The organism is Neobacillus sp. S1115 (assembly GCF_055385565.1).
Genome location: NZ_AP038275.1, coordinates 5,569,571 through 5,582,691 on the forward strand (window position 1 = coordinate 5,569,571; position 13,121 = coordinate 5,582,691).

General features: G+C 42.7%; 9 protein-coding genes. 2 read left to right on the forward strand and 7 right to left on the reverse strand.

Translation table 11 applies throughout. The annotated features are described in order from the left end of the window. Positions 1 to 30: 30 nt before the first annotated feature. Both ACZ5B7_RS27320 and ACZ5B7_RS27325 read right to left on the reverse strand, forming a co-directional pair. Complete coding sequence (locus tag ACZ5B7_RS27320) at positions 31 to 930, reverse strand: carbohydrate ABC transporter permease (RefSeq protein WP_213144019.1); 900 nt, start codon at positions 928 to 930, stop codon at positions 31 to 33. A 76-nt stretch (positions 931 to 1,006) separates the two neighbouring features. Next, complete coding sequence (locus tag ACZ5B7_RS27325) at positions 1,007 to 2,308, reverse strand: ABC transporter substrate-binding protein (RefSeq protein ID WP_464491713.1); 1,302 nt, start codon at positions 2,306 to 2,308, stop codon at positions 1,007 to 1,009. A gap of 448 nt (positions 2,309 to 2,756) precedes the next feature. Here ACZ5B7_RS27325 and ACZ5B7_RS27330 point away from each other — a divergent pair, with 448 nt between their 5' ends. Next, entirely contained in the window at positions 2,757 to 3,929 is a 1,173-nt protein-coding gene (locus tag ACZ5B7_RS27330) for a sensor histidine kinase (protein ID WP_464491714.1), read from the forward strand. A 32-nt stretch (positions 3,930 to 3,961) separates the two neighbouring features. Next, complete coding sequence (locus ACZ5B7_RS27335) at positions 3,962 to 4,645, forward strand: response regulator (RefSeq protein WP_464491715.1); 684 nt, start codon at positions 3,962 to 3,964, stop codon at positions 4,643 to 4,645. A 51-nt stretch (positions 4,646 to 4,696) separates the two neighbouring features. On the opposite strand, the gene ACZ5B7_RS27340 is transcribed toward ACZ5B7_RS27335, so the two are convergent. The 5 genes from ACZ5B7_RS27340 to ACZ5B7_RS27360 form a co-directional block, all read right to left on the reverse strand. Continuing rightward, entirely contained in the window at positions 4,697 to 7,909 is a 3,213-nt protein-coding gene (locus tag ACZ5B7_RS27340) for a chondroitinase family polysaccharide lyase (RefSeq protein WP_464491716.1), read from the reverse strand. A 293-nt stretch (positions 7,910 to 8,202) separates the two neighbouring features. Further along, positions 8,203 to 8,748 carry a copper homeostasis protein CutC gene (locus ACZ5B7_RS27345; RefSeq protein WP_464491717.1) on the reverse strand — a complete coding sequence of 182 codons (546 nt, stop codon included), beginning with the start codon at positions 8,746 to 8,748 and terminating at the stop codon, positions 8,203 to 8,205. After that, entirely contained in the window at positions 8,697 to 8,870 is a 174-nt protein-coding gene (locus ACZ5B7_RS27350) for a copper homeostasis protein CutC (RefSeq protein ID WP_464491718.1), read from the reverse strand. Before ACZ5B7_RS27350 ends, ACZ5B7_RS27345 begins: the two co-directional genes overlap by 52 nt. A gap of 418 nt (positions 8,871 to 9,288) precedes the next feature. Then, on the reverse strand, positions 9,289 to 11,112 hold the full coding sequence (locus tag ACZ5B7_RS27355) for an ABC transporter ATP-binding protein (protein ID WP_464491719.1): 1,824 nt from the start codon (positions 11,110 to 11,112) through the stop codon (positions 9,289 to 9,291). 8 nt (positions 11,113 to 11,120) lie between these two features. After that, the gene (locus ACZ5B7_RS27360; RefSeq protein WP_464491720.1) at positions 11,121 to 12,875 is read right to left on the reverse strand and encodes an ABC transporter ATP-binding protein; all 1,755 of its coding nucleotides are present in this window, start codon (positions 12,873 to 12,875) and stop codon (positions 11,121 to 11,123) included. Positions 12,876 to 13,121: the final 246 nt, after the last annotated feature.

Below are 13,121 nucleotides of genomic sequence, written 5' to 3' on the forward strand. Positions count from 1 at the left end.
TCCGCTCCTTTCTGTCGGTTTAGTCATAGGTTAATAGTTCACCCATTTTTTCTGCCCACTAAATTGGATGATCGAGATGATTAGAATCACCAAGAACAATACATAAGCCATCGCTGAGGCGTACCCGTACTCAAATTGTTTAAAGGCTGTATTGTAGATGTCGTAGACGAGCACATGGGTCGACCGGCCTGGTCCTCCCCCTGTCAGCACATAGATTAAATCAAATACTTTAAATGAGTTAATCACACCAATAATGGTCGTAAAGAACAATACAGGAGATAACGATGGCAGCGTGATATGGAAAAACTTCGTAATCGGTCCCGCGCCGTCCAATTCGGCTGCTTCGTAAAGATAATCTGGGATGTTTTGCAGTCCCGCTAAAAATAGAATCATATAATAGCCAACTGAATGCCAAATATAGACGATTGATACCGAGATTAACGCCCAGGATGGCGATGATAGCCAGCCGGGAGGTGAGTCAATCCCCAGCTTCATTAATGTTCCGTTAATCGGACCCATTGACGGGTTAAAGATAAGCTGCCAGACAGCTGCAACAGCAATTGTCGCTGTGACATACGGCAGGAAAACGGCCGTCCGGAACACTTTGACAAAGCGGATACCCCGGTTTAAGGCAATCGCGATCAACACCGAAATAAATAGCGTAATCGGGACAGAGATTAACATGAACAGGATGCTATTAATAAATGAAATTTTGAAATTAGCATCCTTCAACAGCTGCTTATAGTTATCTAGTCCAATAAATTCGATATTCCCAAAGCCATTCCAAGAGGTGAAACTCATAAAGAAGGAGGCAATCACGGGAACGAAGATAAATACCAGGAAGCCAATAATATTTGGCAGAAGAAAGGTATAAGCGGTGATTCGATTTCGCCTAATCGCTTTCGATTTTACAGCTTTACCAGGCTTCATACTGTTTCATCCTTTCTTTTAAAAAAATTGGCACTGCTGTATGAAGACCTTAGAGCAGTGCCAAGTTCGATGCTAATTACTTTTCTCCATACTTACTTGCCCATTCGTCTTTTACTCGTTTCGTGATGTCTTTGATGGTGTCATCAACTGATTTTTGGCCAATTAATGCAAGCTCTCCCTCTTGCTTGAAGATTTGTTCAACGACAACGTTTTTCACACCTGGCAGCATTGGGTATTCTGGATATTCTTTTGTTTCCAAGAAATAATGAAGGTTCTTTGGCTTTTGTGAACCGTCGCCAAGATAAGCCGCTTCCACATCCTTGTCCATATATCCAGTTAAATAGCCTGCTCCAGCAAGAAGCTCTGCCCCTTCTTTACCTGTCATGTACTTCAGGAATTCAAATGCTTCTTTCGGATGCTTCGTATTTTTGTTCATCATGATCGAAACTGGCAATGCCAATGAAGTATTCTTGGCAACGCCTTCTGGATGCGGAATTGGCACAACATCCCAATCAAACTTTAAGGTTCCTTCTTTTTCCCCCTGACGAAGCTGAGCAACATGCCAATCGCCAATGATGTTCATCGCAATATTCCCTTTTTGGAACGCGGCATTATAATGTGCTCCTGTTGATACCTGTTCAGACCATTTCATGATCGAACCGTCCTTTTCAAGGTCAACCCTTGTTTGCAAGGCATCCTTAAATGGTTTTAGGTCTTTATCAATAATCGATGCTCCCTTTTGAACAGCACCCATGTACCAAGTTTGCGGCCATTGCTGCAGGTAAGCGCCGTATACTTTGTTTTCTCCGCTGCCGCTTGTCATCTTCTTGGCTAAATCACGGAACTCATCCCATGTCATATCATCGCTTGGATATGGAACGCCTTTTTGATCGAATAAAGTCTTGTTATAGTAGAGCATCCAATTGGACTTACGGTAAGGAAGGCTGAGTACTTTTCCATCATATTTATAGGTGTCATACATCGACCCGTATCCGGAAACATCGACGCCGCTGTCTTTAATGTACTTATCTAGCGGTGCCAGAATTCCTGTGTCTACCATGTTATCCATTTGACCAGTAAATAGGTCATAGCCTTCTCCGCCAGAAAGCTGCATGCGGATTTTTTCATAATATTGCTGCTGCGGGAAGGTTTCGAATGTAATGTCGACATTCGGATGATCCTTTTTGAAATTTTCATAGCCTTGTTTAAAAATAGCTTCATCTGCAGGGAAAACGGCCATTTTCAAACTTACTTTTTCATTGGAACTCTTTCCGCCTTCTTCCTTCGCGCTGCTCTTTTCTGTTTCACTATTGGAACAGCCAACAATCAAACTAAAACATAAAAGCAATAATGCCACTAAACTAAAACGTTTTTTCATACATTGTCCCCCTTAAATTTTTTAATAGTTTGTTATATACTCAGTGTAAGGGTTTCCACTTTTCGAAATAAGTCGAAAATTTTCTTCCCCCTTTTTGCAGCCGGGAGTGACGATCATGATCTTTCTCTGCCTAGTTTTTATGGTATTTTTAATCTTTTTTATCTATAAATACCTTAGCAGCAGATCCATTTTCTTTTTATGTACATTGACAATTGGGTGGATTTTGGCCTATATTTCATTCACCCTCTATTTATCAAAATTTAATTATTACTATAATGTTGTCAATCAATTCATTGATTTTGGCCCAGGAACCTGGAACCGACTTGTCCTGAAAAACTTTGATGCTCATACGTTAATTCGGCTGTTTAACCTAGGGATTATCTTATTTTATTTTTCCTTCCTTAGTTTTTCTATTTCGTTCATCAGCAGTCTCAGGAGTCATCCTAGATTGCGTTTCGTCTACCTAGGACTCGGGATTGTCGGGATCATTCAGTTTCTTTTTTATGATCCAAGTCTTAATCTAATGCTTCAGGATTTGGCCTTTGAGACAGATAAAATGGATCTTTATGAGCAGTTGAGCCATACGGGCGATATTGTCTTTCAAGTGCTGAATGATGCTTATCTGGTGTTTAGCCTTGCCTTATTTTTGTACCATTACATCCGTTATTACCAATTAAGGTCGATTCGGGATCATACATTCTATATCTCTATTAGTTTGCTGCCATTAACCTTTGTACACCTGTTTATTTTTTACTGGGCACCCACCAACTTTGTCAGAATTACTTTTAGTAAAAGCTTTATCAATTATGTACAGCCTTCTATTAATTTGTTTTTAATGGAATATCGCTTTTTCCCGCTCTTGGCAATTGGAGCAATCGGCATCATGCTCTATAATATTTACAAATTCAAAGCAAACGAAGCGCGCTATTCCAACATCAATATCATTACCAAAAAGAAAATTGACACCGCCTCACTCGGGATTCGAGCCTTCACCCATGCGATCAAAAATCATCTTCTGGCGATCCGCTCCGAGGCTGAATATTTACAGGAGAAATTCGCGGATGATGAAGATGCACTGTACAGCCTGAAACTCATTACAGAATCGTGCGAGCAGTCGTTCCAAAGCATTAATCAAGCAAATGATAAGCTGAAGCAAATCACTTTAAACATTAAGGCCGTTCCGCTGGATGTCCCCATCGAAAGGGCCATTCAACGGTTTCGTTCCAATTTGACGAATGTTGAGATCCATTTTGAAAAAACAAATTCCAACATCCTTGTCTACATGGATGAAGATTACATCAATGAAGTGCTCAATAATCTCCTGAAAAATTCAGTGGAGGCACTGTCTAATGCCGGCGGGTTCATTTGGGTCAGCGTAAACTATGTGGATCAGTGGGGCACCATTTCGATTCGGGACAACGGCCCGGGAATCGAAGCCGAACACGTGGAAGAAATTTTCACCCCTTTCTTCTCTACAAAACCAAGCATCACCAATTGGGGAATCGGCCTATCATTCTGCCACAAGGTAATCACTGCACATGGCGGCAAGATTGAGGTTAAAAGCGAGATAGGTAAATATACACAGTTTGATATTCTATTGCCACTAGTAAAAAGGGTATAAAATATACCCCGTATCTGGGGGGAGGTATTTTCGTGGAAAATATTCATATTTTAATAGCAGACGACATGGAGGCCCATCGCAGAAGGCTTGAAAGAATCATCAACAGCGTGGACAACCTTTCAATCGCAGCTTCTGCCAAAAGCGGCTATGAGGCTGTCGCCTACGCGGCGATTAAGAAACCAGATATTGTCTTGATGGACATTGAAATGGAAAGTCAAATGGCGGGGATTAAGGCAGCTTCAGAGATTCATAAGATTCTACCCGATACAAAAATCATTATGCTGACGGTTCACCAAGATAATAATATTGTCTTTGCCGCCTTTCAAACCGGCATTGTCGACTATTTAATGAAAGCGGCTCCAAAGGAAGAAATCATTGAAGCAATTTATTCGGCTTACAACAACCAATCGCCCATCCGGCCGATTATCGCCGAAAAAATTCGAACGGAGTTTGCCCGCATCAAAAAATCAGAAGATCAATTAACGTACTTTTTTAAAATCATTGCCAACCTAACTCAATCCGAACTCGAGATATTAAAGCTGCTTTGCAGCGGTTTAAAGCGTAAGGAAATTGCTGACATCCGCGCCGTCGAAGTCGAAACCATCAAAAAGCAAATCAGCAGCCTGTTGAAAAAATTCGACAAAAACAGCACCAAAGAAATCATCACTGAAGTCAACGAACTTCGACTGTTTGATTTGATTAAGGATATATCATGATGCATGGGGACGGTTCTTCTGCTTCAAAAGCAGAAGAACCGTCCCCTCGTCTTATTTTGGCTGCAGGACAACTTCTAGTGGCTGTGCATCTTTGCAATCAAATTCTATTAAGGTGCGGTCGTTCTCTGCGGAAAGGATTCTGATACGAGAATCTGTTGAAGCAAGTGTCCATTCCCCTTCAATGGTTAGTTTCATCGGGCGCATAATGCTTTCTGAGTGGCGCCATGTACGGGAATAAATGCTGACTTCCTTTTGTACCCCATTCTCATCATATTGATCCGCTTCGGTACCCTCGTATAAGCGTAAATCAGGGTCAACCGCGCTAAGGACTAACTTTGCACCGTCCATCTTAGTCATGACCATTGCTGGTGTATCGACGGCACGCACAATTCCTTGATTGATAGAGTCGTTTGCTTCAAATAATGCGTAGCCTGTAATGCCAGTTGTACGGTCTTGGACAATATGGGCCAACCGATTCTGCTGGAGGACCGTGTAAGGGGTCTTCCCAGGGTCTTCCATGGAGGCAGCAAAATCGGCCATTTGATTTTCATTCGTATTCACCAAAACAGCATACTGGTACTTTCCATCCTTTGGTGCTTTCCCGTGATCAATCCAAGCCGTTGAAAAATTCCCTGACGTGTCTGATCCGTCCTTCTGGTTTTTGGACTGCTGCAAAGACCTTGAAATGGATATGGTTTGTCCGGACGGTACATAAAAACCATTATGCTTGTTGTCAACCAGCCAAGCGTCTTGGGTCAGAGTGAGCTGATTTTGATAAGGGAACGCTGAAATCGTACCTGTGCTGGACATCCACACTGGTTCCGCTTCGGTTTCCATATAGTTTTGGAACAGTGTCGTTTCCGTAGGATACTCACTGTTATTATTTTCAATATCTGAACCAAGAGCCACAATCCGATTATCGAAGAAGAAATAGGATTTTCGGGCCCGATGCGAGCCATCATATTTTGGATGCTCATGCAGCTTCATCGCAAACATGCCATTCTGTCCTTGAAGGCTCAAGCTTCCGGAATAGGTCTCATCGGAAATCAGCATTTCTTCGATGCCACTAAAACGGTCAACGTTTCGGACATCGGAACGCAATTTATCAAACGGCAGATGAATCGTCGTTGTCCCCGGCCAGCGGTTCCAATCCCAGCCTTCCTGCACATAGCCGCTGTCCCGGTGATTAGAGGCACCCATAATTTGCATTTGGCCATAGGACATATAGCGTCCATATAAATTTGCATCCTGATAGGTTTCATTCCCCCACAAATAACGGCTAAAGCCCTTTACACCGACAAGCCAGTTGTCCCGTCTTTGAATGCCAAGATTGGCGTAATTCATCGACCAAAATCCGGTTGGTGCTGCCTCTGCCGTAATACCCTGCTGCTTGAACTGCTTAGACCATGTATCATCTTTATCAATGAGCCTTAAATAAGCAGCCGCCACGTCGAGATCAATCGACTCTTTCCCATCTGGGGATCCCGCTAACGCCAAATACCGGAATGGAGGCAGTGTCAACGCACCTTTTCCGTCCGGATGGCGACCGGCTACACTGATCAGCCATTGGGTTTTATTTGAATACAGGCGCATCGACATCAATGCCTTTTTCAATGTTTCATGGGCATCCTCGGTAACTCTAAAAGGACCTCCTGATAATACATACATAATCGGTGTAACCCCAGTGAAGGCATCCTTTGCATAGGCTGGGTAATGATTGTCATGGTGATAGGCCGAACCGTCCTTCTTAAAGGCAGGGTCTAAACCTTTTGCCGGAACAAGTCCTTGCGACAGCCAAGAGGTGAAGCTTTCCATATCTCTTATTTTTCCCTTCGAATCCTCCCGGACAAGGATACTGGCCAGCATGCCATTTAAGGTGGTGTTTAGAATGTCGATATTGCTGACAACCTCTTCTTTAGGCGTATAGATCTTTCCCGCTCCGCTTAACCAGAACAGGGCTTTTTGGGTGCGCTCGAGGAGGCCGGCTTCTTTTAAAACATCCCGCATCAGGAAGGCGGATGAATAAAACCCGCGGATATTATAGCCGAGATGGTGCATCGTTCCTTGCCCGCTCCCGTCGGCCCAGCCTTGATCGGCCATATGGTCAGACAAGTCGATATACATTTGTTTAAGCTCATTTTTGGTCGTCTCATCCGTGGCAGACAGATACGTGTTAGCGACTAAATCCATGAAGTCAGTGAAAGCCCTAAGATCGGCTGTATTGCTAAGCTCTTTAAAATCCGGTTTTATGGCCGCCGGAGCCTGGTCAAAGTGCGGCATAAACAGGGAAGCACCGTGTATTCCATATTCATCACGGGATATTCCGAATGACGCATAGCGGCTTCGAATGTCAGCTAGCAGTGTATCTGTTACCTTTTGCTTTTTAAAAAGTAACTCTGTGAATTTTGTTTCGATTTGGCGAATACCAGCCAGGCTTTCTTCGGTTACATTGGTTTGAGGTTCTGGTGGTGTAAGCTTGGAATAATTCAGGAGACCAAGCCAATGGGCGTTTGCCGCTTCCATCACGTCCGGATTCACAAATGGTACTTGAGCATCCGGGGTATGGTGCCGCGGGTCAATTGGAGTTGATAGCATCATGGAGTCAAAATATAAGGTCCCGGATTGGGATTTCGGTGCGACAACCGTCATCCGGTTCATGTGCGGGTGTGGCGTTCCTTGCATATCACGTTCAAATGATACCCAGACGGTCCGCCATCCTGTAAAGTTCAGGTTCATATCAAACCAGCTGTCGACGTTATTGCCTCGGCCAAATTGAAAGGTGGCTGTGTTGTTGACAGGCTTTTCATTATAGACCCAGACGACAAAGGACTTGATCGATTGGTCTTGATTGTTAGGGACAAATGGTGTAAATCCAATTTTCTCATTGACGATTAATTTTGAGCCGCTCGTGTAGTTCCATTTTAGCGAGTGTTGGCCGTCCTTTGAGTGGTGGCCATCCAGTTCGAGCGCTGCCCCGTTGTCTGTTTTAAACGTCTTCGGGATGCCGTTTTCAAACAGGAACAGCGGGATTCCCAGGGCCTTTGCATCCTTCTCTAGCTGTGTGGCACGAGTTGAGAGGTCTTGCTCTCCTGCAGAAGTGGCTGTGCTGGAGGCGGCCAATGCCGTTTTCAGGCTGATTGTTTCAGGCGGTATAATCGTTAACGGCACTGCCAAGGCCGCTGTTAACGTCAAAGCGGTGAGCCGTTTGCCATAACGCTTGTCCTCTTTCTGCTTTTTCTTAAAATCTCTCATTCTTTTTTCCATCTCCTTCCCCTTCTATAAGCTAAAACGCTTACAATTACCATTCTAGGGAGAAATAAAGAGATTACGATAGTCGAAAACTTTTTACCCCTGCCACTTCACCGCATTAACGAAAATAGGCCAAACAGCCCAGCTTGTTAACGTTTAAAGCTGGGTATCAAGCCTTTTTTATATGTTCGATTCTGAGGTTGTATAGTATGGCAGTTTCAAAAAATGCCAACAGACACCGCCTAAAACTCGTACCTGCTTCTGACAATGAATGGCTATGGGGATCTGTTCCCCATGGCGTCCATGCGTTAAAGTGGTTGAGGCCAGACCTCTTTTATAAGGTCACCTACTAGTTTTGTTCCGTGTATTTCGCTTACTTGTAACTGACTGGCTATCATGTTTAAATTCTTATCGGTGATTCCCCCGCCAGGAAGGATAATGATTTTATCGCCTGCATATTCTATATACTCCTTTAGCCGATCCAAGTTGTCCTCAATTGATGTATGGCTGGGTCCACCGTGGGTTAAAATCCGGTGTACACCATTGGTAGCCAGCCAATCAATTGCTTGAAGCTGATTATCAGGTTTTATCCGGTCAAATGCCATATGGAAAGTAATATCGAGCCCTTCAGCTGATTCCAGCAATAGGAGCATGGCTTTCTCATCGATCCAGCCATGGTCATTTAAGCATCCGATTACAATCCCGTCTGTCCCTAATTGTTTAAATTGAGCAATATCATCTTGGATGATTTCTATTTCAGCTTTATTATAAATAAAATTCCCACCCCGGGGCCTGATGATCGTCATAACCTTACAATTATTACTGTGACAATAGGAAATCGTTTGAAAAGCCACTCCATGAGACTGACAGTGGTGCCGCCCACAGACAAGTTATCACACAGTTCAATCCGCCGAGCCCCCCTTTTTATCGCCTCCGGAACAACAGTAAAATTTTCCACACAAACTTCTTTTAACATAAGCACCTCTTATACCATGAATAAACTGATAATACGATTCTGATAAAAATAAACAGCACCGCCAACTCATTACAAAAAAAACAATTTGTGATGGATACTCCATGCACAATTAGTTTCTACGCTTGCTATTGCTAATATTCCTGCACTGGAATAATGGTGTTCCCATTAATTGAATTCCTTTACTGCACAAAAAAGTTCAAACGAAAATGAGGTCAGCCCCCGCTCTGTTAATATATTAATACAGTAGGGGTCTGACCCAGTTCTCAAAGGTATTTTAGTTAAAATATAAGTTTCTATTTCTTGCCTTCTTCTTCAGATCAGGAAAAGAAAAGAGGCCGCTGTAAAAATTGTCAATAACAAAGCGGTACTAGAGAGAACACCTGGGGCGTGTCCTCTTATTGGTTATCTAGGTGTTTAATCAACAAATTGCACCAAGCATTTTGTACTGCGCTTTTACTAATCCATAATACACCCCTTGTTTTGCCATGAGGGTGTCATGATTTCCCTGCTCAAGGATATTGCCATGGTCAAGGACAATAATCTTATCAGATTCTCTAATCGTAGAGAGCCGATGGGCAATCATGATTGCCGTTCTTCCTTTTAATAACTTTTTTAATGCACGTTGAATTTTCACTTCTGTCCCCGTGTCAATACTTGCCGTGGCTTCATCAAGAATGAGAATTTTTGGGTCAGCCAGGAGTGCTCTGGCGAAAGAAAGAAGCTGACGTTCACCTACGGATAACACATTCCCCCGCTCTTCCACCTCTGTATGATAACCGTTTGAGAGCTGGGTAATAAAAAAGTCAGCACCTACCGCTTTTGCTGCTGCAATCACATCTTCATCACTCGCATCCGGATTACCAAAACGGATGTTTTCCATGATGGTACCTGAAAAAATAAACGTCTCTTGGAGCACGACACTAATTTGCGAACGGAGACCTGCAATCGACAGTTCTTGAATTGGATGTCCATCGATTTTGATAACTCCTGCTGTCGCATCATAAAAGCGGCTTACCAAATTCGCAATGGTTGTTTTCCCAGAGCCGGTGTGTCCGACAAGTGCAACCGTCTCACCCGATTGGATGGAAAATGAAACCCCGTTTAATGCTTTCCTTGTGTCATTATAGGAAAACTCCACATCCTCAAAATCGATTTGCCCTTTAACGGAAGGAAGAACCAATGGATTGGTAGCTTCCTTCACAATCGGTCTTTCATCTAAAAACTCAAAAATCCTTTCCGAAGACGCCATCCCGATTAATAGCTGATTATACAGCTGCCCTAGCCTTGATATCGGCTCCCAGAACATACCTAAATAAAAGGCAAAGGAAACGAATTCGCCAACGGTACATTCCCCATTTGTGACCAGCATTGCGCCATACCAGATTAAAATAACGGTTCCCAAAGCATTTGTCATTTCAACAAACGGACCAAACATTGCATTTTTCCGAACCGCCTGTTTCCAGGTCTGGAAATTATCATGGTTAAGCGCCTTAAAAAATTGCGTGTTTTCGTTTTCCTGTGTAAATGTCTGGGTGACACGAATTCCTTGAATACTTTCATTTAAGTGTGAATTCATCTTTGACTGAATTGAACGTACTTGCTGCCATGATTGCCGGATTTTTTTCCGCAGGCTTGTTGAGATAAAAAACATAATTGGCAAGATCACCATAATTGCAATCGTTAACTTAGCGTTTAACGAAAACAATATAAAAATCGTCGCAAACAACAGGAGAAAATCCGTTAATAGATTAATAACCCCGCTTGTAAACAGCTCCTGCAGGGAGTTAATGTCATTCATAATCCTTACGAGGATTGACCCGGCTGAGCGCTGATCAAAGAATCGATGGGATAGGGACTGTACATGGGTAAATAAATGCCTGCGCAAATCATAAATCACATTTTGTCCCAGCTTATTCATCCAGCGAATCCTTAAGGCATTGACGACATATGACAATATATATAACCCAGAAATGATAAATACAAGCCGGATTAGCAGTGTTGTATCTTTTTCAATAATGGCCTTATCAAGGGTATATACCCCAATTAAAATTGGAATGATTAACCGAACTGCCGTTGAAATAATCACCGTAAGAAACGAGAGCGGCAATAAATTTTTTGCATATGGTTTGATATATTGCAATAAACGCCACATTTGTTTCCAGTTAAACGGTTTATCAATCACTTGGTCCTGTGAATATTGAAACCGCTCTAATATCAGCTGTTTCCTTCGAGTTTCTTCCATACTTCCACCTACCTTGCGGCCTTTTGCATAATTGCCTCGTGATCCTGGTATTGAATGTTATAAATCCTTCGATACGCTCCATTACCAGCTAGAAGCTCGTCATGTGTCCCGCGTTCAATAATACTTCCATTATCTAATACTAGAATTTCATCCGCATGCTGGAGCGAGGAAATTCGATGGGCAATAATAAAGGTTGTTCTCCCCTTCATGACTTCTTGAAGGGCTTTTTGAATTTGAAATTCCGTTTCCATATCCACAGCACTTGTTGCATCGTCTAAAATGAGAATGGCCGGATTGGTACAGATGGCACGGGCAATGGCAATCCGCTGCTTTTGCCCACCGGAAAGACCCATACCCCTTTCTCCCAGCATCGTATTATATTTATCAGGCAGTTCCATGATAAACTCATGGGCATCGGCACGTCTTGCTGCATCGATGATTTCTTCCATCGTCGCCTCTGGTCTTCCGTAGGAAATATTGGCTTTGATGGTTGAAGAGAAAAGGAAGGTTTCCTGTAATACAACCCCGATCTGTGAACGAAGTGTTTTTAGACTAAATTCCTTAATCAGACGGTCATCAATCAGAATATCTCCTGCTGTTGGTTCGTAAAAGCGCGACAAAAGCTGAATCACACTAGTTTTTCCCGAACCGGTAGCGCCGATAAGACCAATGGTTGAACCGGGAGGCACATCAAAGCTAATTTGGTTTAGTGCAGCCGTTTCCTCTGCTTGATAACGGAATGTCACCTTACGAAAGACAACATGCCCTTCAATTTTTTCAGTTTGTCTTATATTTTCTTCATCAAAAATGGTTTCTTTTGCTTCTAAAACTTCTAGGAGCCGCTCGCCGGAGGCCTTCGCCTGGGAGAACATATTAATGGTGAAACCAAGGTTCATGATGGGCCATAAAATATACCAAATCAAACTGTAAAACGCGACAAGCTCACCTGGTTTTAAGCTGCCATCAATGACTTGGTACCCGCCAAATGCCAATAAAGCAACGACAGATATATTCCCAATCAGCTCCATAAGTGGGAAGTATTTCGACCAAATCGAAGCAGTAAAAAGCTGTTTTGTACGATAGTCCTGGTTGGACTTATTAAAACGCTCAATTTCCACCTTTTCTTTTGATAGTGCCTTGACCGTATGGATTCCGCTGATATTTTCTTGGACCTTTGTATTCAATCGGCCGAACGATTCGCGAATCCCACGAAATGCAGGATGTACGCTTTTATCGAATTTGTACACTACCACGCTAATAAACGGAAGTGCTGCGATCGTTACACAGGTAAGGGAAACAGAATAATAAAACATCACACATAAACTAGCGCCGACTACAATAATAAAGCGGAGAACCTCCGAAAACCCGAATGACACGAAAAAGCGAAAGCCTTCGACATCTGCAGTTAAACGTGACATTAAATCCCCAGTCTTCGCGTTATCGTAATAACTAAACGACAGCCGCTGCAGTTTTTCATATAGGGCATTACGCAGACTGTACACCGATTTAATGCCGAACATATCTGCTAAATAGTGCTGAATAAAGGTCGACAATCCTTTTACAGCCATTACCGTGATAAATCCGAAGGAAATCCTCGGCACCAAGTCATACTGCCCACCAAGTACGACTTCATCGATTGTCATCTGCAATATAACCGGATAGACAACGGTAATGCCCGCCACAATGATCAAAAACAGCATTGACCAAATGAAGTCCCGTCTATAAGGAAGATAGAACGACTTTAATTTTTTGAAAACTGACATGTCTTCCTCCTTTGGAAAAATTTATCAACCTTCAAATCATATTGAGTTACTGCCAAAAATATTTCGTAAAATTGATATTCTTGTGCAAATTAATTCTGTCATTTCCATTCACCCCATTACACTTTTGAGCAATCCCATTTCTTGATTTGTCCCAATAGTCAAAGGGACATCGATATTTAAATGTCCCTTTAACACAGCCTTATTTATAGAGGAAAATTCCTCATCAAAAACAGGATTACTTTCATA

What these genes read in the sequence shown, in the direction of transcription:
- ACZ5B7_RS27320 (WP_213144019.1), bottom strand. Translation starts at nt 930, where the DNA reads ATGAAGCCTGGTAAAGCTGTAAAATCGAAAGCGATTAGGCGAAATCGA.
- ACZ5B7_RS27325 (WP_464491713.1), bottom strand. Translation starts at nt 2,308, where the DNA reads ATGAAAAAACGTTTTAGTTTAGTGGCATTATTGCTTTTATGTTTTAGT.
- ACZ5B7_RS27340 (WP_464491716.1), bottom strand. Translation starts at nt 7,909, where the DNA reads ATGGAAAAAAGAATGAGAGATTTTAAGAAAAAGCAGAAAGAGGACAAG.
- ACZ5B7_RS27350 (WP_464491718.1), bottom strand. Translation starts at nt 8,870, where the DNA reads ATGTTAAAAGAAGTTTGTGTGGAAAATTTTACTGTTGTTCCGGAGGCG.
- ACZ5B7_RS27355 (WP_464491719.1), bottom strand. Translation starts at nt 11,112, where the DNA reads ATGGAAGAAACTCGAAGGAAACAGCTGATATTAGAGCGGTTTCAATAT.
- ACZ5B7_RS27360 (WP_464491720.1), bottom strand. Translation starts at nt 12,875, where the DNA reads ATGTCAGTTTTCAAAAAATTAAAGTCGTTCTATCTTCCTTATAGACGG.